Origin of the sequence: Oligoflexus sp. (genome assembly GCF_035638955.1) — a bacterium.
Classification (GTDB): domain Bacteria; phylum Bdellovibrionota_B; class Oligoflexia; order Oligoflexales; family Oligoflexaceae; genus Oligoflexus.
Genome location: NZ_DASQYZ010000282.1, coordinates 1 through 20,866, shown reverse-complemented (window position 1 = coordinate 20,866; position 20,866 = coordinate 1). Strand labels below are relative to the sequence as shown.

The window sequence follows — 20,866 nt, the reverse complement described above, 5'->3', positions numbered from 1 at the left end:
GAGGGAACTTTGCCCAACTGCGAGCGGGAAGTCGAGGGCGAAGTCGGCGTGAAGCGAAGCCGTCAGGCCCTGAAATTGGCCTTAGTGACGGGCTTCAGCTCAGCTTTGCATTTTCGTCCGCCGTGAGTATCATGAGGCCCTCGTGATTCCCCATTTTGGATAGGATTTTCTATGAGTATCGCAGGATTTGACAAGGTCGGCGTGATCGGCTCAGGCCAGATGGGCAGTGGTATCGCTCAGGTTTGCGCCATGAAGGGTCTGCAGGTGACCCTTATAGATATAAAGGATGCGCAGCTCGAAGGAGCAAAAAAAGGCATTTCCACCTCGCTGAGCAAACTGGAAAGCAAAGGCCTTCTCGGCAGCGAAACCGCATCCACCGTCCTGAGTCGTCTGCAGTTTTCGACACAGATGCGCGATCTCAGCCAGGCCGATCTTGTGATCGAAGCGGTGAGTGAAAATGAATCGCTCAAAATAAAAATCTTTCGCGAACTGGATGAAATCACGCAAAGCGCCTGCATTTTAGCCAGCAACACCTCATCGATTCCTATCACGAGGCTGGCGGCTGCCACCGGCCGTCCCGAGCAAGTGATCGGTATGCATTTTATGAACCCTGTGCCTTTGATGAAACTGGTTGAGATCATCCCTTCGATGACCAGTTCCGAAGCCACGATCGATCGGGTTGTCAAACTTGCTCAGGGCCTTGATAAGGAAGTGACCCGTTCCCAGGATTATCCTGGTTTTGTGATCAATCGCATTCTGATGCCGATGATCAATGAAGCTTTTACCGTCCTGATGGAAGGCGTGGCGAGCGCCGAGGATATCGATAAAGGTATGAAGCTCGGGACCAATCAGCCGATGGGTCCCCTGACTTTAGCGGATTTCATTGGCCTGGATACCTGCCTTGCGATTATTAAAGTTCTGCATGAGGGTCTGGGTGATCCTCGTTATCGACCCAGTCCGCTGCTGGTGAAATATGTGGAAGCCGGTTATCTGGGTCGCAAAACCGGCCGTGGTGTTTACAACTATTCGCAGAAATAAGGAGCAGACATGACTCAACCACAACTTGAGACTTTGCTATGGTCACGCGAAGGTAACATCGCCACAGTCACCATCAATCGTCCGAAAGTTTTGAATGCACTCAACGCACAGGTGCTTCGCGAACTGAATGTGATTCTGGACAACCGTGAGCTTACTGCCGGTCTGCGCGCTCTGGTTCTGACCGGGGCTGGGGATAAGGCGTTCGTAGCCGGTGCTGATATTGCCGCTATGCGCGAGATGACAACGCAGGAAGCCCTGCAATTCGGAAGACTGGGTCAGGATACAACCCGACGTTTGGAGTCCGCCCCTTATTTGACCATAGCCCGGGTCCAGGGTTTTGCTCTGGGTGGTGGCTGTGAACTGGCCATGGCTTGCGACATCATTGTCGCTTCTGAAAAAGCTTTGTTTGGCCAGCCAGAAGTCGACCTTGGTCTGATCCCCGGATTTGGCGGGACCCAGCGTCTGGCTCGTCGTGTGGGTCTGCCCCTGGCCATGGAAATCTTATGCGCAGGTCGTAAATTAAATGGGCGCGAAGCCTGGCAGTTGGGTTTAGTTTCCACTGTAGCTACGACTGAAGAGCTCGATGCAGCCCTTGCGCAAATCCTAAAAAATATCGGTCGCGCCGCGCCACAGCCTGTGGCTGAAACCAAGAAGCTGGCTCGGGCTTCGCTGGAAATTCCCTTGGAGCATGGGCTTGCAGCCGAGGTCACAGCCTTCGCGAGCTGTTTTACCGGCCAGGAAGCCAAAGAAGGACTGAGTGCTTTCTTGGAAAAGCGTAAGGCCAATTTTTCCAACTAAACGATGGAGCTACGCATGCATGAGCGCAGACTTTAACTGGAAATTTGCCGATTGCTCCTTTATGATACCGTGACTCCCGGATCTGAACTTCTGTATTCCTTGGCTGGATAGGCTGTACACGTGAAGCCAGATGCTGCGGGGCTCGTTTTCACAGGCTCTATTACAAGGACGATGGGTTATGAATGAGATACTCACTAAAGTACAGGTCGATTTGAATAAGCTGCAAAAAACCCTGGAACGCGAAGGAGAGGTCTTGATCGGCAAAATTAAAGATGCTGCCAACAAAGCCGCTAGCAACAAAAGTGTCGTTGAGAAAAAGAAGGAATTCGAAAAGCTGGTTGACACGCAGATTAAGAAGCTCGAACCAGCTTTCGATAAATTCTATAAGGATCTGAAAGTCGCCGCTGGCAAGTACGGTGTGAATTTGGAAAAGCTGGAAAAAAGTGTGAAGACGACGACGGAAAAAGCCGCCAGTCGCCTGAACATGCAACCGAAAGCGTCCAAGACCAAACCCAAGACGACCGCATCGACTTCGGAAAAATCCGCGGGTGGTGGGAGCACGAAAAAAAGCACCACGACCGGCGCTCGAAAAAAGAAGGCCAGTAAAAAGGCCTAAGGATTTTATTCATTGACAGTTTCGTCCCAATCGAGCCAGCACTTGATGCGGAACGTTCCCGATTCGTCAATCGGGAGCGTACTGGTCACCTGGTATCAAAAAAATAAACGAGCCCTTCCCTGGCGCCAGCGTTTTTTGGAATCAGCCGATCCTTATGTCATCTGGATCAGTGAGATCATGCTGCAACAGACGACGATTCAGGCTGTCCTTCCTGCCTATGAGCGTTTTCTCGGAGTCTTTCCCAATTTGAAAGCTCTGGCTGCGGCCAGCGAAGATCAAGTCCGCCTGGCCTGTCGCGGTCTGGGTTACTACCGGCGTTTTCGTCTCATGCATGAAGCCGCCCAGGTCCTGGCCGCACGTCAACCCTTTCATTGGCCTCGCACCTTCAAGGAATGGCGTGAATTGCCAGGCATAGGTGATTACACAGCCGCGGCGGTCAGCAGCATCGCCTTTCAGGAAGTGAAAGCGGTGGTGGATGGGAATGTCGAACGCGTCTTCTGTCGCTTGCTCGATCGACGTGTGGTGCCCGATCAAAAATTAAAAAAAGAATTTCAAGCGATCGGCGATCACCTGATCCCGAGAACAGCCCCAGGGGATTATAACCAGGCAGTGATGGAATTGGGGCAAACCATTTGCATCAAACAGAATCCACGTTGCCTTGTGTGTCCTGTGCAGAACTATTGTGCGGCCTATGCCGCCGGCAGCCAGAATCTGGCACCCGCCCCACGCAAGCCCATGGAATATGAAGATGTGCGCATGCATCTTTGGCTTTTGCTGCGGGATAATAAGATTGGATTGGTGAAGCGTTCCAAAGAGGCCAGATTTTTAGGCGGCACTCTGGGTTTGCCAACGGCTCTGGAAGCGGAAGGGCGACTGCGCTGGGAACAGGCCGGCCACTGGAATTTCGAACCCGATTCCTTCGGCAGTTTCAAGCACTCGATCACAAGGCATAAAATTCAAGCCTTCGTTCACCACAAAGAATGGCGAGGCGACGCGCGCGAAATGACCTGGATTCCCCTGGATCAGGCGGAAAGTCAACTCGTGAGCAACCTGGATCGCAAGGCCCTGCACCTCTTTCTAGGCAAATTTACTCAAACCAGCTAAGCTAAATCCCTGGGCCAGCTTCCGGCCGCTGACTGCAAGGGATTCCCATGGATTTGCTGTTCAATGCCAAGGTTGATTTTATACTCCTGCTCGGCCGCTCCCTCCACGGCTGTGGAGCCGCGGCTCACCACCTGGAGCGGGCGCTGACCAAAACCGGAATGAAACTCGATTTGCACTGTGAATTGCTCGCGTTTCCAACGGGCATCATTGCCAGCTTTTCCAAAGGGGAACAGCAAAGGACAGTGGTGATTCGCACCGAACCAGGACAGATCGATCTATCCAAACTCAGTCGCATCGATGAAGCCGCCGATCTGGTGATTGCCGGTAAGCGCAGTCTTCTGGAAGGCACCCAGACCATCGAAAGCATTCACCTCGGCGCCTTGGATTTCCCCAAGTGGCTCATGGTCGTGAGCTACGCTTTGGCCTCAGGTGGCATGATCACCGCCTTGCGAGGCACATGGACAGATCTCGCGCTGGCGACTCTGATCGGACTCCTGGTCGGCGTGTTGGATATCTTCGGGAGTCGCTGGCTGCCCATGCGGCAGCTTTTTGGTGCCCTCGCCTCTTTTATTTCGGTGCTGCTGGTCAGCGTGCTGGGCCCTTATCTTCCCGGTCTGTCACAGGATAAAGTTATCCTGGCTGGTGTGATTGTGCTGCTGCCCGGCCTGGCTTTGGTCGTTTCCTTTGTTGAGCTCTCCACGAAAAATCTTTTATCGGGAACCGCACGTCTCGCGGGTGCCACGGGCGAGCTTTTGAAGGTTGTGTTCACAGTGGCTTTAACCAAAGCCATTCTCAAACCGACTGCACCCGCCGCCTTCGATCCGAATCTTGGGCTCCTGCCCGCCTGGACGGAACTCCCGGGTGTGGCTGGCCTGGCCTTTGGATTTCTGCTGCTCTTTCGTGTGCGTCCACGCAATATGCCTTCGGCTTTTCTGGTTTCGGTGGCCTCGTATTGCATCGCCCGTATTGGCACCAATCTGCTTGGAACCGAACTCACGTTTTTCGTAGCGGGGGCTTTTGTGGCGATGGTGAGTAATCTTCTGGCCCGTATTCTGCGGCGACCTGGATTGATTACGATGCTGCCGGGCATAATTTTGATCGTGCCTGGTTCGATTAACTACAATGGATTTATCGCGATGTTTGAGCGCGATGTGATGGATACCGTCACCGCGGTATTCACAGTGGTGATCATTGCCGTTTCCATAGTCGCTGGCATGTTCTTCGGCAACACTGTGATTCCCCCGCGGCGCAGTCTTTAAATCAGGATGGGCAGCGGCGCCAGACCAAGCCCAGGTCCAGCCCGGCAGAACTCCACTCCGAACCAATCAACATAGAACCGACGGCATTCATGTTCGGCTTGGGAGCAGGTCGGTCCGGAAACACTTTGATGGCAAAGTTAACGTTCAGTTTTCGCGGTGTCTCGCAGTTGGACCATTGCAAAGTCGTCAAAGGCCAAACATCCTGGGCCTCGAACTCAGTGCGAATAGGGCCTTTATAAACACGAGATACGGATTGGGATGGACTGCCATCGAAGAAAGAATACAGTTTGATTTCACTATTGACACCAGGATCGAGATCCACAAAGCCGCTTGTTTTAAAACGCGACAGAGCGTACTGCCAGCCTTCGGTCCCTCCCAGATCAATCGATAAAGTGCAGTTTCTGCGGGATTGAGCCAGGGAAATGCCTGCGCCCCACTCGGCTACGATCTGCGTCATCGTCATTTTAAGGCCGTGGCCCATGGGATCATAGGTCGCTTGAAAATCGGCATTTCCAGGTGGGCAGCCGATCCCGTTATAGGTGACAGAACGAAGATGAACGGCTGTGGGTTGATCTGGAGCAGGATCCGTCGGAGCCGGCTCTGAGGCCAGAGCCTGGGAGGTGAGCAGCACTGTCAGCCAGGCGAACGTTCCTTGGGTTATTCTATTCATGGCAATTTCCTTATCATCCTGATGGGTTCGAAATGAACCCTCGTCTTTCTAACTGGAACGTCGCAAGGGACCTTTTGCGTCCACCGCCGCAAAAAAGTGTTCTGTGTGAGTCCACCATCAGGCTGGAAAATGGTCCGAATCTGGCAAGCGAATACGCAGGAATACGAATAACAATCCGCTGCGTTGGAGCAGGGTGCCGGGATGACCGAAGAAAGGTCATAGCCGAATGCAATTCCCTTGGAGACCACCATGCCAGCTTCGTTGACACGAGTGTTTATGGCTTTGACGCTTTTTATGATGGCCTTTCAATGCCAGGGCCCTCGACGAACAGGCGGGTCCCGTGGAGGCATCCAGACTGGAACCGCAGAACAGGTTTCAAACGCGGGCCACCATTCGGCAGACGCGATCAGCCTGCCGTCCCGTCCCGCATCTGCCGACGAGATCGGCTCTCAGCCAGGCCCGGAATCCCCCAATGGCCGCACCTTGAACTGGCGGGATATCAATAAGAGTCCGCTCTCCACTGTTTCCATCGACGTGGACACGGCCTCGTATGCGCGCAGCCGTTTACGCATTCGCAAGAACGATGGCTATTTTCCCAAAGACACAGTGCGTCCCGAGGACTTTCTGAATTATTTTCCTTACGCTTACGCAGCTCCCACCGACGGCCGCATGGTGCAGATCCATCAGCAGCTGGTCGCTTCACCCTGGACCCCGGGTGCCCAGGTTTTGGCGATCGGTGTCAAAGCCAAGGATCTAGGCCGGGTGGATCCTGCTAAAAACTTGGTCTTTCTCGTCGATGTGTCAGGCTCCATGGCAGCCGAAGATAAATTGCCTTTGGTGAAAGCTTCACTCATCAAACTCACCGACACACTGAAACCTGAAGACCGGATGGCCATCGTAACGTATGCAGGTTATACCGAGGTCGTGCTGGACTCTACAGCGGGCGTGGAAAAGGATAAAATCAAACAAGCTATCAATCGTCTGGGCGCTGGCGGCGGTACCAATGGAGGTTCGGGCATTAGCCTGGCCTATGACATCGCCCAAAAACAGTTTGTCGCGCAGGCCGTGAATCGGGTCATTCTCGCCACTGATGGTGATTTCAATTTGGGCATCACCAATGCTGATGAGCTGGTGCAACTCATTCGCGCCAAGGCCGATTCTGGTATTTTCCTCAGCATCCTTGGTTTTGGTGATTCCAGCAACGACGCCTTAATGGAATCGGTCGCCCGTGATGGCAATGGCAACTACTTCTTTATCGATACCACGCGGGAAATCGATAAGGTGTTCGGCCATGATTTAAAGGGAAATATTGTCACCATCGCCAAGGACGTGAAAATTCAAATTGAATTCAATCCGCGCCTCGTGAAGACCTGGCGATTGATTGGCTATGCCGAGCGGCAGCTCCAGGATGACGAATTCAACAAGGATGAAAAGGACGCCGGGGATCTAGGCTCGGGCCAATCGGTAACCTACCTTTATGAAATTACGCCTCGTCCGGAAGGCGAACCTTTTGTCGGCAGTTACCAACCGGCGGCTGGTGTGGATCCTTTAATTTATCAAACCGAAGGTGCCTTGAACGCCGCAGCGGATCGCACAGAAATAGGAACCTTCAAATTGCGCTATAAAACACCAGAAGGCGCACTGAGTGAAAAGCTGGATGAACCTCTCGGCAGTGCCCTGGCCGTGTCGCCGTCGCTTGATGTGCAGTGGCAACTCGCGGTCGCGGAGACAGCCGTATTATTGGGCGGCATCCAAGGTCTCACCGGCAGCTACGATGCGGCCCGCGCAAGAGCGACCGCCGCCGTAGGGGATGATCCCCTCGGCTTGCGTCAGGAGTTTTTGGAACTCCTCAATGTGTTGCCGCTTCAGAAATAGACGTTCAGGTCCAGGCGCAGGCTGACAAATGATTCTCCCCAAGAGTGACGAAATCGCCCTTAAGCGAGCGAAATCGAATTTAGCGTCACATCGGTGAGATTTTTCTAAAACCCCCGCGGGGATCGGGGTTTAAGCCATTCTTAGGAAAGGAACATTTCCGCTGCACCCACCAGGAAGCGCACGCCGAAGGCACTGCCGCCGTTGGTATGATACCCGGTCGCGCCGCAGGTCCAGGCTGTTCCGGCGATATCAATATGCGCCCATTCGCAGTTGGAATCCTTGACGAATTCGCGCAGGAAAAGGCCGCCCATGATGGGTCCGGCTTTGACGCTCGGCTTGGCGATGTTTTTAAGATCCGCCAGCTGACTATTCACTTCCGATTCCAATTCAGGCCATAGCGGAAGCTGCCAGAGAGGTTCGCCCACGCGCTCGCTCACCTTTTTCAAAAAGTCGGCAGTCTTCTGTTCTTTGACCATAATGCCTGCACCGACATGCCCGAGCCCCATGATCACCGCACCGGTCAACGTTGCGATATCGAGCACGAGTTCCGGCTTCCATTTATCGACAACATACGACAGCACGTCGGCCAGCACGAGGCGGCCTTCAGCATCGGTATTCAGGATTTCAATCGTTCTGCCGTTGAAGGCCGTGACGACGTCACCGGGCTTGGTCGCTTTCGGTCCCAGCATATTTTCCACAGCGCCCAGAGCACAGATGACGTTCACCGGCGGTTGGATCGCGGTGAAATACATGGCCGAGCCCAGCACGGCGGCAGCGCCGGACATATCGAATTTCATTTCTTCCAGGCCAGCGGAAGGCTTGATATTGATGCCACCAGCATCAAACGTGACTCCCTTGCCCACCAGAGCCACAGTTTTCCCAGGGTTTTTGCCGGCGATTTTGATCGCCACCAGTTTCGGGTCGCTTTGCGCCCCATGGGCCACGCTCAGGAACGAACCCATGCCGAGCTGTTCCATTTCCTTGCGCCCGAGCAGCACGAGTTCCGCTGCTGATTTCTCGAACAGGTCTTTGGAGATGGCAGCGAACTGTTCGGGATTGATGAAATTGCTCGGCGCGTCCTGGAGCCATTTCGTGAAGAGGAGCGCTTTGGCCATTTCCAAACGCTTGGTCAGCTCCGCCGGATCCTTGCTGACGACCGATACTTTTTTGGGGAATTCAGCATTGGATTTGGACTTAAAGGCGGCGCCATCATCCTGCCCAATCAGGAAACCTTCCAGGACATCAAGGCCCTTCAGGTTATCCGTATCGGCAATGCACAGATCCTTGATTTTACTCTTGGACAACGCGGCCGCGCTATCCAAACCCAACTGCCGCGCTATCTGCACAGGATTGGTTTTGATGCCGGATTGGGCGACGAGCAGAAATTTTTTGCCGTCCAATTGAATGCGGATCTGCTTTTCCCCGGGAGTCCAGCCTTGGGCTTCCACTTCTTTTAAAAGGCGTTCCACGAGTGCGGAATCAAGCAAAGAATTGCTGAGATGCAGCTTGTCGTTTTCATTGCGGACGGCCACCAGGTTCCATGCGTCAGGCGCAAGGATCGTGGCGGTTTCGATTTTAAGTTGGCTCAACCACTGAAAAGATTTAGGTAAATAATCTTTCCAGGAGGAGTATTTTAGCATACGGAATCCTTTCTTGTCTCGACTCCAGCTTTTTGGCTGGACACTCGCGGAATTTGGAAGCAGATTTTTGCTTGCGTGCCTTGGAAAGGTCAGGAATAGCATAGTTTTGCGAAAGGTGTCCACGAGACAAAGCATGGGCACAGCGTGCATCCTGCTCGACGGCCGCATGGAATACGGTTGAGTCCATGGTCTTCCAAAGGGAACTTTCAAAGGCTTGCGTTTCAAATGGGGAAGGGCCAGAATACTCACCTCATAGGCCCCGCAAGGGTCGCAATTCAGGACCGCTCTTGATTTTCAAGGGATTCGCCTGTCCGCATCACAGGAGCTAAACCATGAGTGTTATTTCGTACGTAAACGCCCGTGAAATTATCGACTCACGCGGCAATCCGACCGTCGAAGTCGAAGTCATGACGGAATCAGGGTATTTTGGACGCGCAGCCGTACCCTCGGGCGCTTCGACCGGTCAGTATGAAGCTTGCGAATTGCGGGACGGTGATAAGCAGCGTTACGGCGGCAAGGGCGTTCTGAAAGCCATTGGCAACGTCAAGGATCGTATGGCCCCCAAGCTCCTGGGCATCGACGTTTGCTCGCAAACAGAAATTGATAATCTCCTGATCGAACTGGACGGGACTCCCAATAAAACCAATCTGGGCGCCAACGCGATCCTCGGCGTGTCCCTGGCCGTTGCGAAGGCCGCTGCAGAATCCGTGGGTCTGCCGCTTTACCGTTATCTGGGTGGGGTCCACGCCAACCGTCTGCCGGTGCCGATGATGAACGTCATCAACGGCGGCGCCCATGCCGATAACAATGTCGATTTTCAGGAATTCATGATCGTGCCCTTCGGCGCGCCCACCTTCCGTGAAAGTCTGCGCTATGGCGTGGAAGTCTTCCATGCTTTGAAATCCGTTTTGAAAGAGAAAAAACTCAACACCGCCGTTGGTGATGAAGGTGGCTTTGCTCCGGACCTGACCTCGAACAAAGCGGCTTTGGATATTCTGATGGAAGCCATTCAAAAAGCTGGTTTCAAGCCAGGTGAAGATATTGGCATTGCCCTGGACGTAGCCGCCTCGGAATTCTGGAAAAACGGCGAATACTATCTGGAAGGCGAAAAACGCGGTTTTGATCGCGAAGGCATGGTGAAGTTCCTAGCCGGTCTGGCCCGCGATTATCCCATCATGTCGATCGAAGATGGCCTCGATGAAAATGATTGGGAAGGCTTCCGCATGCTGACATCGGAAATCGGTGATCAGGTTCAGATCGTCGGCGATGACCTCTTTGTGACCAACTCGAATCGACTCCAGCAGGGCATCGAACAGAATGCAGCCAACGCCATCCTTATCAAATTGAATCAAATCGGAACGCTGACCGAAACGCTGGACGCGATCACGCTGGCCACACGTTCGGGTTATAACAGCATCATCTCGCACCGTTCCGGCGAAACAGAAGACGCGACCATCGCTGACCTGGCCGTCGCTGTGGGCTGCGGTCAAATCAAGACCGGATCCGCGTCGCGCACGGACCGTATTTGCAAGTACAACCAGCTCCTCCGCATCGAAGAGGAACTGGGTTCGACCGCACGCTTCGGTTGATCATAACAACACCAGAGCCCGCTTCGTTCTGAGGCGGGCTTTTGCATTTTTTGGAGAGCTGCTGTGAAACTGAAACCCGGAGTCTGGTTGATCCTCGCGGTCTTCCTGGGGGCCCTGGCCTGGATTGCTTATAAGTCCGCGCGTGACAAAAAGGCTGCAGCCTATGCGGCCGCTACCCCTTATGAACGAGGCTGGATGCTGATCGAGGACAAGGCCTGCACCAGCTGCCATCAGCCTGGGTCGAGCTTTCGTGCGCCTGTCCTTAATAACCTTTGGGGCAAAACGGTCAAACTTGCCGATGGATCTGAAATCGTGGCCGATGAAGCCTATATAAAAGAATCCATTATTGCGCCGATGACCCGAGTCGTGGCGGGCTATCAACCAGTTATGCCAAATTATCAGGGACAATTCTCGGATGATGAGCTGAACGCCTTGATCGCGGCGATGAAAACACCGGAGCCACACCCGCAATAGGTCTTGACCTCTTTGACTCCCGACGCTTAGGTTCAGGGTCTCACTCCCCATTCATTTACTCGATCAGGAGTCAATTATGGATCTTCGCTTCAGCACTCAAGGATTGCTGAGTCTTTGCCTGGCCTTCGGCCTGATGCCTCAGCACAGCCTTGCGGAAACCCAAGCACCTGCGGCCGTGAGCGAAACAAGCGACTGGAACCTGAAGGCCCTGTTTGCCGATCAGGCCGCCTGGGACGCTGCCGCACAAACCGTGGAAAAATCCCTGCCCCAACTTACGGCCTGCAAAGGGACGCTGAATCGCAGTGCCCAGCAATTGGCTCAATGTTTGAAAACAGCCTATGCCATCAACAAGCAGTTTGCCCGCGTGGCTGGCTATGCGCAGCGGATGAATGATGCGGATGGTAACGATCCCAAAGGCCAGGAACTGGTCGGGCGTGTGGCCAAAGTCAGCAGCAAACTGTCCGAAGCAGCCAGCTTTATGAATCCCGAGATCCTGGCCATTCCGCCCGCTCGCCTAAAAAAATTGCAGGCCGATCCGGCCCTTGCGCCTTATCGCTTTGCACTCGATAACGTTGTGCGTCTGCGCGATCACACCCTCAGCACCCGTGACGCAGAAATCGCCGCGCAGTCGAGTCAGATGGCAGCCGCCTCGAATAAAATCTACGGCACCTTCTCCACGTTGAACCATCCCTTTCCCAGAATTAAACTGAAAAGCGGCGAAGAGGTTGAGCTGACTCACGCCGCGTATACCAAGTATCGGACCCTGACCGATGCCGAAGATCGCGACAAGGTTTTCAAGGAATTCTTCGGCTCCTTTAAGAAAACCCGGGAAACCTATGCCGGGCTTTTTGAAGCCGCGATCAACCGCGATCATTTCTTCGCCCGCCTGCAAAAATACGACAGTGATATGGCCGCCTCGCTCAGCACGACCAACGTCCCACTGCCGGTGTACAGCACCATGCTGGAGCAGGTCAAAGGTCATAAGGAACTGCTCTGGCGTTACCTGAAGCTGAAACAGAAAATGCTGGGCCTGAAGGAACTGAGGTATTCCGATCTTTATCTGCCTTTGTCTCGCGCACAAACGCCTCAATATACCTTTGATGAAGCCAAAAAAATCGCTTACGCCACCATCCAGCCACTGGGCAGTGACTATGGGAAGATTTTGGATAAGGCGCTGGCCGAACGCTGGATGGATATTTATCCGAAAAAAGGCAAGCGCTCCGGGGCCTATATGGACGGCTCAGCCTATGACGTTCATCCTTATGTTCTGCTAAACTATAATAACGATTATGAAAGCGTTTCGACCTTCCTGCATGAGTTCGGTCACGCGGGTCACAGCTACCTCGCCAACACCACGCAGCCTTTCCAGTATGCGGACTATCCTATTTTCGTGGCTGAAGTGGCCTCGACCTTCAACGAAAATCTATTGCATCATCACCTCGTGAAAGAAGCCAAGGATGACAAGACCCGTCTCTTCCTCCTCGGTCAGTATCTGGAGAGCTGGAGGACAACCGTGTTCCGTCAGGCGCTCTTCGCTGATTTCGAAGCCCAGATTCATCGCCTGTCCTCGGAAGGCAGGACACTGACCGCTGATGTCCTGGAACAAACCTATCTGAAACTCTTGCGCGAATACTACGGCGAGGCCGAAGGCGTGGTGAAGGTGGATCCCATCTACGCTACAGAATGGGCTTACGTAGGCCACTTCTTCAATAGCTTCTATATGTTTCAGTATACGACCAGCTTTATCGCGTCCACGGCCCTGGCGGAAAAAGTTCAGAGCGGCGAAGCCAATGCCCGTGACAACTATCTGAAGATGCTCAAGGCCGGCGGCTCCCAGTATCCGATCGATCTTTTGAAAATGGGCGGTGTGGATATGAGCAGTGCCACGCCTTATAGCATCGCCTTCAAATCGATGAAGGAAGCCCTCGACGAGGCTGAAAAGCTGGTCCTCGGCATGCGAACCAGCTGAAAACAAGGGGGCCAGGGGCCCCTTTCTTCCTTTAAAGCGGCGCGTCCCCAATCGAGCTCTTCGAACAACCGCACTGTCCAAAGCAAAGTGCCGATCCAATCTGAAAATCCTTGCCATCACATCCCGGTAACGCACAAAGGTTGATGCCCCGTGCCAGAGGCCCGGGAATGCCATCGAAATGTTCAGCTGATTTCGTGCGCATCCATTCCGGAGCATCAGGCGTATCCTTCAGTTCGACCAGATGATTCCAGGTCTGCAGCTTAAGATCGCGGCTGCCAGGATTGCGAAAGTCCTCAAAATAAAGGCAACTGCCGGACCCACCCGAATCATGATAGGACCCATGCGAATTTTTTCCCACATAGGCCACGGGATGAGTGCCATCGAAAAACTCCAGCTCACTGCCCTGACGTGTGTAATGACCACCATGCTGATAAAACTGGACCCGTTCCACGCGGTTACTCCCAATCTTGACCGCCACGCGTTCCCAATCGGCATCATGCGAACCCCAACTGCCGGTACACGTGTCCTGGTAACCATAGAAGAACCAGTACATGATCACCGTCGTTTCGCGACTGCAATCCTGATAGGCGTAATAGATAGGAATCATGCCATTGTCCAGGGCCGACACATCGGTATAGCAGATCCGCTCCCGGGAACCTGATTTCCGCGCCTCATAGTATGGGCCGGCATCACTTGGCAGACATTTATCAGGGCCGCCTTGCACCTGATCAAAGCGCAGGACCGGGGCGAAGCGTCGAGCCTGCTCGGCGCGACAGGTCTCGTCGGTGCAGGCAGGTTTTTCCGTCTGGCAAATATAGGGTTGAACGTTGTCACAGTAACGTCCACTGCAGCGCAAGCCTTTCAAATACGTGCCCGATCCAAAGTCGATGGTGCCCGAATTCTCCTCGGAAAGACTCGGCGCCCAGTAGCAGCTGTTCGGCTGAAGATCCGGCGCTTCCGCACAGCGAACCGAAACATTATCGCAGAAACGACCCGTACATCGCACGCCATCGACAAAGCGCCCATCCGGACAAACAACCTCCGTACTGCCCTCATCTGAAATATACGATGACCAGGCGCGATGACCAGGACTCAGGCTATTATTGCACTTCAGCGCGATATTATCGCAGTAACGACCGGAACAACGCAGCCCCGACACCAGACCCGATGAACAGACCGCTGGCGACGCATCACCCTCTTCCTCGGATGTGGAGGCGGTCCAATCATCAGCCAACAGAGGCAGACTCTGGCCGCCCATGAAAAGAAAACTCAGTAAAAATGCACACAATCGCCGCCGCACGCGGTCCTGATTCAGGCCCAGGTTCATGTATTCCCCTTGTGTGAACGCAAGGGGATAACGTCAACCCGCGAGTTATCGCGGCTTTCGTGGGGCGCCCGGCGTTCTGAAATTTGTTCTTATCCACGCCTATAACAAAGTCGGTTACAAACGACAAGTTGATGTGGGCGAGATGGATGGCGGTATTTTCGCTGAAATCTGAAATTTCAAATTTTCAGCGAAAAAACACTAAATACGGGGCGAAGCAGGGCGGCAAAAACAACCTGGGAAGCTGTTTCGAATTTCGAAAGTGCCAATATGAGACCCTAATTTTGTCATACCTCATGCCCTGCTCAGGCTCCTGCTCCATTTCAAGGCGCCGTCTGCCGATTGAAGAAGCGTGTGGTAAAGAAAAATTTACCGAAGGGCAGACTCGGATGGGTGTGCCGGAAAAAAAAATCACGAGCTGGATCGCAAAGGCTGTTGGCACAGTGAATATCGCGGAAAAAACAGGGGCTGCATGCGGGAAGCTCGTGTCAGAGACTGACACAATCCGTCTAGTTGTGTCTGCTCAGTTCAAACCACTGCAATACAAAGGGCCTGGCAAACCTCCAAATCTGAGATATTAATATCTTTATGTTGGAGGCCATACATGAATACGACCGTGCATCATCTAGAGAGTACTCGCGAGATCCCCCCGTCCTGGCACCCTTTAGCCCAGGTCTGGTGGGACAATTGTGGTGAGGAGCACGCGCATGCCTGGTAAATGCATATGGGTTCTGGAAGATGATTTGCAAATGCAGGGCATCTATCAGGATATGCTGGGTCGAAACTATCAACTGACTTTTTTTTCCACCCTTCAGCAGTTTCGAACAGGTCTTCAAACACTGCCGGCTCCCGATCTGATGATCCTGGATTTGATGTGCCCGGACGGAAGCTTGCACACCGTCTTTGACGATTTCGCACCGAATCTGAAAGGCACGCCTTTTCTGATCGTTAGTGGTCTGGATGAACAGGATGCCATCCGTAATAGCTTCGACGTTGGCGCTTTGGATTTCATATCCAAGCCCTTCAGCAAGTCGGAAATTCAAGTCAAAATTGATATTTTCCTGAACCGCCATGCTACCCATGAGGCGGAGATTTCACCAGTAAAGCTTGACCCCTTGAGCATGACCCTTTATACAAGGAACGAAAGATCGAGCGAACTGACTGCCAAGGAATATCGCATTCTCAGCCTATTTCTTCAGGCACCTGAGCATATCGTCCCACGGCGACATTTGGTGCTGACGCTGTGGAAGGATATCAATGTCTCAGATAAAACTTTGGACGTGCATCTCAGTAACATTCGTCGAAAAATTGCCGCTCTGGGATTGACGATCGTGTGTACGGACGCTGGCTACGAATTGCAATCCAGCTCCAGCCAAACTGCACCCACGTAAAATCAGGACGCGGCCCTCCATGGGGTACCCGTCTTGCTCAAGAGTCTGGAAAAAGACCCGATTATCAGCGAAACAAGGATTTGGCTGTCCATGGCCCTAACCCTTGTCCCTATGCTTGTGCTCTTCTTTAAGCCCACCTGGCTCGAATTCCTTGCCTTCTATCTCATCGACATGGCGGCCTACCTGGTCTGTCAGCACACGGATATCAGAATTTTCCGCAGGTTCTGGCCCCGCAGCCGCCTGTTTTTTCCCACATTGGATCCCTCCCTCCTGCAGTTCAAATCACTGGACGAAAAGAAAACCATTTATCGGAATATGCTGTCCTTTCCTCGTGATCGCGCTCTCTTCATCGGCATGGTCAGTAGCATCAAGGTCATTCCCAGTTTCATCTTTGCTTTAACCGTATGGCGCGGCGAAGATCCCCTTTGGATGGCTTTTCTCAAGGGTCTTTGCATTTGCGCGTTTACCTTCTCCTTTCTGATCGGCATGTCCTATCTCGGCTATCACAACCGGATCTCGACCCTGCTCCAGGAAGTTCACGAGCAAGCGGACTGGTCTGATGTTTTCAAAGACATTGATCTGACCACCCATCATAAGCTTTTCCAACGTTTTGAAATCATGTCGGCGTGCAGCGTTTGGGCTTTTTGGACCTTTGTGATTGCTTTGATCATCACCACCCCGGATATTCCCAACTGGCAGGCCGTCCTGCAGACCATTATCATGTCCGGAGCCGGACTCTACTTCATGGCCCAGCTGGTGATGACCTCGCGCAGGCAAATTATGAAGGGTCTGCAGGACGTCGTGGTATTCCATGCTCAGGCATCCGAACTCAACCGATCCAAAGGGCTGGCGCTCAGCACCAACCCTACCCTGGCTTTTTACCAGCGTACCCTGAACGATCTGATTGATAAAAATGCGGAAAATGAAAAGGAAATTCACCGCTGGATCCTGCGCCAGGCCGAAGACTCACGTTACCTGCAGCTCGGTCGCCTGACAGGCCTTTTGGTCCACGATCTGCTGACGCCGCTCACGGTCATGCGCTACAGCCTTGCCGTTCTCGATGAACAGAATGCTTTCCAGCAGGAGCAAAACAAATCGTATGCCGAGCGTCTGCGATTCAGCCTGGATCAGACCACGGATTTTATTAAAAATATCCGCAGCTCCTTACGTGACCAGTCGAGCGGGAATCGCGAGGCCTCGTTGAGCCTGGCGCATCAATCCGCATTAAAGATGGTGTCGTACCTTTATGATAATCGGAAATTCTCGGCGATTGCCATGCACTGCGATCTGGATCCAGACCTGAAAGCCTCCATTCCCCAGCCGGAACTCAATCAGGTCCTCTTAAACCTTTATTCCAATGCCGCGAAAAACCTGATCGATCATCAGATTGCCGAGCCCCGGCTGTCCATTCAGGTCGTCGATGACGCCTCCGAACAATTCACGCTGGTTATCAAGGATAATGGAACCGGACTCTCAGCAGAAACCTTCCATTACATAACGGAAGAAGCCGAGCGTTTACCCGGGCAGGAAGGGATTGGCCTGAAGCTCACCAAACGCCTGATTGAACTCTACGGCGGCGCGCTGCAGTTGGTCCAGCCGACGAATCAGGTCGGTTGCGAGTTTCACCTGACGTTGCGCAAACCCCAAAAAATCGAGGCACGGCGCCCCCTGCTGTCAGGACGAACCCCAGCGCCTGTGTCATTGCCCAAGCCAGCTGTGGCTCTGCAGGATGATTTACATAATCGGATGAATTAAACGATCCGCCGGCAGATCAGGAAACTCAGGCGGCTGAAAGCGGCCGAATATCAAAGGCAGACAACCCGCTATAAAGACCTGAACCACCCTACCGGGGAATGAATGGTGCGGCGTCAGATCCAACCCATAAGCTGAACCTGACATGGGCAGAGCTTGGGCATAACGTGGCTCAAAATGATCACCAGACAGCCATCGACGGAGCAAGGCCTGCTGTTCTTTTTGCAGAAAGTAATCCTGATGGAAATCCGGCGTAGGCCGAAAGATAGGGGATCCGTCCGGCTCGTCCGCATCATGCAAGAAACAGAGCCGTTGTAACGCTTCGTTCCGGCTCTTTTCCAGGGCAGCACCTGGATCGCTGTGCGCGCCAAATCCATAAATTACAGATGGACCAGCCTGCTGGGGCCAAAGAAAAGTGCCGCTGGCATGTACGGTCAGACCATCACACGTAAATTGTCCCAAATCATAATGTTCCACCCGCCAGGCCTTTTTTAAGGGCAAAAGATGGGTCGGTCCCTCCGACATCACCGGGCGAGGTCGAATGGCCCCATACCAGGACGCCAGGACCAGGTGCCGTTCAATCAATTCAAAGAGCGCATGCTGGCCAGCCGCTGTCCAGGTGGGACCCATGGCCACACCGTTGGATTTCGCAGGGGTCCAAAGGTCTGGTGTTGGTGATCCGGCGAAGAGCTCCTGAGATGTCGCCAGCCTGGGGGCGTTAGTGTCGCTCCACGGGCGCAGACGCCAGCAGGTCGACGGCGGCAATGAACGTGCCGTCACCAGGCTGATGCGCTCCAAAAGTTCAAACCACGCCCGATTCCCTGGATCACTCTCACAGTCACATGCACTACCGGTGACAGTGACTTGATCCTGAATCCGTCGCGCGGTCAAGCCAGCCATTTGAAATGAAACACCAGAAATCGTGCAAGCTTCCTGAAAGGTATCGATTAATTCCCAGGGTTCTGGCAGTAGTTCCAGCAGCGAAAGAAAAGGACGATGGGGTTGGTTCATACCGATGGGTCCTTGGCATGCGTTCACATGATGCAAGTGGGCCCTTGCGAGCCCACTTTTGGAAACTTAGTAAGTGATCAAAGCATATTTCTTTTTCATAAGCACACTCCTTAACGTTTAAGCTTTGGAGGACAATCCTCAAAGCCTTTGACTCAAACGAACAAAGCCTATGTCGTATGCTTGGGCCTTGAAGTTGAGTTAAGAAAATTTTCCTGCTTTCTTACTCGCACGATATTTTGGTATTCACCGCAGGGCTTGAGATTACTTGCGTAAATGTTCAAGACTCATAAACTTAGGATAAGGGGTGGTGTTTCTTTTTAAATCAAAAGACCGTGGGTTGTATTCTGGAAAATGGATGCTCTCACTCACGCCGAGGGAATGGAACATGAAGGCAGCAGAACCAACCAAAGTCCTGGCTATTGATGATGACCCCGATATCTGCTTCTATATCCAGGAGATCCTGGAGCGGAATAACTGCGTTGTCGCCATAGCAGAAAGGGGCCGTGATGCGCTGCGGCTGCTGGCGACGGAAGAATTCGATGTGGTCATGGCCGATGTTCGCCTGCCAGATCTGGATGGCGTGAGTATCCTGGAACAGGTGCGCCTGTCAGGATCGGAAATTCCCTTTGTTCTGATCACCGGCTATTCTGAAAATGAGCCCATCATTTCGAGCATGAGGCTTGGCGCTGCGGATTATCTGACTAAACCTTTTACACCTTCTGATCTGGAAAAATCGCTACGCCGGGCTTTGGAGCAGAAAAAGCGCCTCAACTGGAGCCGCCATCTGTACAAAATCGCCGAGCATACGGAATATACCCTACATGATAAGGTTCAAAAAATTCTGGGACTGACGACTGATGTGTTGGATGTCCATTTTGGTTTTGTGGTGCGCAGCACCCCGGATGGGCAATCCATCACCTTTTGTTCGGATCCGACGGTGGGGGAACTGGATACCATTACGCACGCCTATCAGAATCATGTCGTGGGCGAGCTGCCTCATATTCTGCAGAGCGTCGAACCCAGCTTTTACCATCAGGACACTGTCGCCTGGGCTGCCATACCCTTGCGTATGAATCAGAAGGCTCAAGGCGCCCTCTGTTTTTTCCGTATGGAGCCTCGAAAAATCGGACCCCTGGAAGCCATGCGATCAGCCCTTCAGCTGACCGAATTGTGCATCAGCCGCCTTCTGGAGGCGGAAGAAAATGCGGTCATCATAGCCAATCAGCAGAGCCTTCTCATTGCGTCGCAGGGGCTTTCCAGTCTGGGTGCTTTGGCTACGAGCATTGTCCATGAAATCGCGGATCATCTGGCCATCATCGCCGGTCGCACGATCGTGGCGGAAAAGCTTTTGCAAGCCGATGCGGTCAGCAGTTCCTCACGCATCAAAGGAGCTTTGAATTCCATTGGCACGGACGTCAAACGCATCGATCGGATTGTCAAAGGCGTCAGGACCATGGTGCATAATAGGGACCCGTCCGAATCCCTTCAGCTGCTTCAGATCCAGGCTGTGCTGGACGAAGCCTTGGAACTTTTTCGCTGTAAAATCAAATCACGGTCCACGCGTTTGGACGTCGCCGATATTCCCTCACACCTTTTTATACGGGGCGACCCGACCCAGCTGCTGCAGGTCTTCCTGATCCTTCTCAACAACAGCTTTGATGCCATCGAGGGCACAGTGGAGGAGTGGATCCGAGTGGAAGCGCAGTGCAAGGATCAATCGCTTCACCTTGTGTTTGTCGACAGTGGTCCAGGGATTCCAGCGGAGTTACAGGAGCGCATTTTTGTGCCCTTTTTTATGACAAAGAGCGCGGGCAAAGGTCTGGGGGTGGGTCTGAGCCTGGCGCGCAAATTTGTGGAAGCGCATCAGGGTCGGCTCTGGATTGACACGCAGAGTCCGAACACCTGTTTCGTTGTGCAGTTCTTTTACCTGCTCAATGTTGAAGGTCAGGCCGTGGTGCTCTAATATCCTAAGGAATCAACTTGCCTCGCCGGCTGGCTCGGTTTACAAACCAACAAGATCAACCCTGCGGAGGCGCGCATGCGTTCCTTTTTAACTTTGCTTTGCCTGGGTGCTTTTTCGATGCCAAAAGCCTGGAGTTATGATCGCGTGACAGGCATGCCTCATGCCAGTCGATCCGAGGTGATCGCCCAGCATGGCATGGCCGCCACGAGCCAACCGCTTGCGACTCAGGTCGCCCTGGACATCTTAAAAGCCGAGGATGGGTCCAGCAGCCGGACAGCCTCCTGATACAATTGACGGTATTATTCGCTGGTGAATCTGCTCTTATTGACATGTAAAGTCATCCCAAATGTGCCTGGAAATTGGGGGGGTCGGCATGTCGGTTCGCCATTATAG

General features: G+C 53.2%; 17 protein-coding genes and 1 pseudogene. 14 read left to right on the top strand and 4 right to left on the bottom strand.

Annotated elements, in window-relative coordinates; translation table 11 throughout:
* Positions 1-171: 171 nt before the first annotated feature.
* The 5 genes from VE954_RS25795 (at position 172) to VE954_RS25775 (ending at position 4,815) form a co-directional block, all read left to right on the top strand.
* Entirely contained in the window at positions 172-1,038 is an 867-nt protein-coding gene (locus tag VE954_RS25795; protein WP_324958274.1) for a 3-hydroxybutyryl-CoA dehydrogenase, read from the top strand.
* 9 nt (positions 1,039-1,047) lie between these two features.
* Complete coding sequence (locus VE954_RS25790; protein ID WP_324958272.1) at positions 1,048-1,836, top strand: enoyl-CoA hydratase/isomerase family protein; 789 nt, start codon at positions 1,048-1,050, stop codon at positions 1,834-1,836.
* A 178-nt stretch (positions 1,837-2,014) separates the two neighbouring features.
* A complete protein-coding gene (locus VE954_RS25785) occupies positions 2,015-2,452 on the top strand; it encodes a hypothetical protein (protein WP_324958270.1) in 438 nt (145 codons plus the stop codon).
* A 12-nt stretch (positions 2,453-2,464) separates the two neighbouring features.
* Complete coding sequence (locus tag VE954_RS25780) at positions 2,465-3,556, top strand: A/G-specific adenine glycosylase (protein ID WP_324958268.1); 1,092 nt, start codon at positions 2,465-2,467, stop codon at positions 3,554-3,556.
* Positions 3,557-3,603: 47 nt separating this feature from the next.
* Positions 3,604-4,815, top strand: a complete 1,212-nt coding sequence (locus VE954_RS25775; RefSeq protein WP_324958265.1) for a threonine/serine ThrE exporter family protein — start codon at positions 3,604-3,606, stop codon at positions 4,813-4,815.
* Between the two features lies 1 nt (position 4,816).
* Here VE954_RS25775 and VE954_RS25770 read toward each other — a convergent pair whose 3' ends face one another.
* Positions 4,817-5,485 carry a DUF4360 domain-containing protein gene (locus tag VE954_RS25770; protein ID WP_324958263.1) on the bottom strand — a complete coding sequence of 223 codons (669 nt, stop codon included), beginning with the start codon at positions 5,483-5,485 and terminating at the stop codon, positions 4,817-4,819.
* A gap of 249 nt (positions 5,486-5,734) precedes the next feature.
* Between VE954_RS25770 and VE954_RS25765 the strand changes: the two genes are divergently transcribed.
* The gene (locus VE954_RS25765) at positions 5,735-7,360 is read left to right on the top strand and encodes a vWA domain-containing protein (RefSeq protein WP_324958261.1); all 1,626 of its coding nucleotides are present in this window, start codon (positions 5,735-5,737) and stop codon (positions 7,358-7,360) included.
* 140 nt (positions 7,361-7,500) lie between these two features.
* On the opposite strand, the gene VE954_RS25760 is transcribed toward VE954_RS25765, so the two are convergent.
* Positions 7,501-9,000 carry a hypothetical protein gene (locus VE954_RS25760; RefSeq protein WP_324958258.1) on the bottom strand — a complete coding sequence of 500 codons (1,500 nt, stop codon included), beginning with the start codon at positions 8,998-9,000 and terminating at the stop codon, positions 7,501-7,503.
* Between the two features lie 332 nt (positions 9,001-9,332).
* On the opposite strand from VE954_RS25760, the gene eno reads away from it, so the two are divergent.
* The 3 genes from eno to pepF all read left to right on the top strand — a co-directional run bounded on the left by eno (position 9,333) and on the right by pepF (position 13,032).
* Positions 9,333-10,589, top strand: a complete 1,257-nt coding sequence (gene eno, locus VE954_RS25755; RefSeq protein ID WP_324958256.1) for a phosphopyruvate hydratase — start codon at positions 9,333-9,335, stop codon at positions 10,587-10,589.
* A gap of 63 nt (positions 10,590-10,652) precedes the next feature.
* Positions 10,653-11,063 (top strand): c-type cytochrome, encoded by a 411-nt coding sequence (locus tag VE954_RS25750; protein ID WP_324958255.1) that lies wholly within the window; start codon positions 10,653-10,655, stop codon positions 11,061-11,063.
* Between the two features lie 76 nt (positions 11,064-11,139).
* A complete protein-coding gene (gene pepF, locus VE954_RS25745; RefSeq protein ID WP_324958253.1) occupies positions 11,140-13,032 on the top strand; it encodes an oligoendopeptidase F in 1,893 nt (630 codons plus the stop codon).
* 31 nt (positions 13,033-13,063) lie between these two features.
* Here the strand turns inward: pepF and VE954_RS25740 are convergent, their stop codons facing one another.
* Positions 13,064-14,359: a Vps62-related protein gene (locus VE954_RS25740; RefSeq protein ID WP_324958251.1), complete on the bottom strand. Its 1,296-nt coding sequence runs from the start codon at positions 14,357-14,359 to the stop codon at positions 13,064-13,066.
* Between the two features lie 146 nt (positions 14,360-14,505).
* On the opposite strand from VE954_RS25740, the gene VE954_RS25735 reads away from it, so the two are divergent.
* The 3 genes from VE954_RS25735 to VE954_RS25725 all read left to right on the top strand — a co-directional run bounded on the left by VE954_RS25735 (position 14,506) and on the right by VE954_RS25725 (position 17,502).
* On the top strand, positions 14,506-14,937 hold the full coding sequence (locus tag VE954_RS25735) for a hypothetical protein (RefSeq protein WP_324958249.1): 432 nt from the start codon (positions 14,506-14,508) through the stop codon (positions 14,935-14,937).
* 126 nt (positions 14,938-15,063) lie between these two features.
* Positions 15,064-15,747 carry a response regulator transcription factor gene (locus VE954_RS25730; protein ID WP_324958247.1) on the top strand — a complete coding sequence of 228 codons (684 nt, stop codon included), beginning with the start codon at positions 15,064-15,066 and terminating at the stop codon, positions 15,745-15,747.
* 33 nt (positions 15,748-15,780) lie between these two features.
* Positions 15,781-17,502: a HAMP domain-containing sensor histidine kinase gene (locus VE954_RS25725; protein ID WP_324958245.1), complete on the top strand. Its 1,722-nt coding sequence runs from the start codon at positions 15,781-15,783 to the stop codon at positions 17,500-17,502.
* On the opposite strand, the gene VE954_RS25720 is transcribed toward VE954_RS25725, so the two are convergent.
* Positions 17,482-18,510 (bottom strand): YcaO-like family protein, encoded by a 1,029-nt coding sequence (locus VE954_RS25720; RefSeq protein ID WP_324958243.1) that lies wholly within the window; start codon positions 18,508-18,510, stop codon positions 17,482-17,484. The genes VE954_RS25725 and VE954_RS25720 overlap by 21 nt on opposite strands.
* A gap of 385 nt (positions 18,511-18,895) precedes the next feature.
* Here VE954_RS25720 and VE954_RS25715 point away from each other — a divergent pair, with 385 nt between their 5' ends.
* Both VE954_RS25715 and VE954_RS25710 read left to right on the top strand, forming a co-directional pair.
* Positions 18,896-20,473, top strand: a complete 1,578-nt coding sequence (locus VE954_RS25715; RefSeq protein ID WP_324958241.1) for a hybrid sensor histidine kinase/response regulator — start codon at positions 18,896-18,898, stop codon at positions 20,471-20,473.
* A gap of 75 nt (positions 20,474-20,548) precedes the next feature.
* Positions 20,549-20,722, top strand: a pseudogene (locus VE954_RS25710) (gamma-glutamyltransferase); the annotation flags it as partial.
* Between the last annotated feature and the right edge of the window lie 144 nt (positions 20,723-20,866).

What these genes read in the sequence shown, in the direction of transcription:
- pepF (WP_324958253.1), top strand. Translation starts at nt 11,140, where the DNA reads ATGGATCTTCGCTTCAGCACTCAAGGATTGCTGAGTCTTTGCCTGGCC.
- VE954_RS25765 (WP_324958261.1), top strand. Translation starts at nt 5,735, where the DNA reads ATGCCAGCTTCGTTGACACGAGTGTTTATGGCTTTGACGCTTTTTATG.
- VE954_RS25790 (WP_324958272.1), top strand. Translation starts at nt 1,048, where the DNA reads ATGACTCAACCACAACTTGAGACTTTGCTATGGTCACGCGAAGGTAAC.
- VE954_RS25775 (WP_324958265.1), top strand. Translation starts at nt 3,604, where the DNA reads ATGGATTTGCTGTTCAATGCCAAGGTTGATTTTATACTCCTGCTCGGC.
- VE954_RS25720 (WP_324958243.1), bottom strand. Translation starts at nt 18,510, where the DNA reads ATGAACCAACCCCATCGTCCTTTTCTTTCGCTGCTGGAACTACTGCCA.
- VE954_RS25760 (WP_324958258.1), bottom strand. Translation starts at nt 9,000, where the DNA reads ATGCTAAAATACTCCTCCTGGAAAGATTATTTACCTAAATCTTTTCAG.
- VE954_RS25735 (WP_324958249.1), top strand. Translation starts at nt 14,506, where the DNA reads ATGGCGGTATTTTCGCTGAAATCTGAAATTTCAAATTTTCAGCGAAAA.
- VE954_RS25715 (WP_324958241.1), top strand. Translation starts at nt 18,896, where the DNA reads ATGAAGGCAGCAGAACCAACCAAAGTCCTGGCTATTGATGATGACCCC.
- VE954_RS25785 (WP_324958270.1), top strand. Translation starts at nt 2,015, where the DNA reads ATGAATGAGATACTCACTAAAGTACAGGTCGATTTGAATAAGCTGCAA.
- VE954_RS25795 (WP_324958274.1), top strand. Translation starts at nt 172, where the DNA reads ATGAGTATCGCAGGATTTGACAAGGTCGGCGTGATCGGCTCAGGCCAG.
- eno (WP_324958256.1), top strand. Translation starts at nt 9,333, where the DNA reads ATGAGTGTTATTTCGTACGTAAACGCCCGTGAAATTATCGACTCACGC.
- VE954_RS25730 (WP_324958247.1), top strand. Translation starts at nt 15,064, where the DNA reads ATGCCTGGTAAATGCATATGGGTTCTGGAAGATGATTTGCAAATGCAG.
- VE954_RS25770 (WP_324958263.1), bottom strand. Translation starts at nt 5,485, where the DNA reads ATGAATAGAATAACCCAAGGAACGTTCGCCTGGCTGACAGTGCTGCTC.
- VE954_RS25740 (WP_324958251.1), bottom strand. Translation starts at nt 14,359, where the DNA reads ATGAACCTGGGCCTGAATCAGGACCGCGTGCGGCGGCGATTGTGTGCA.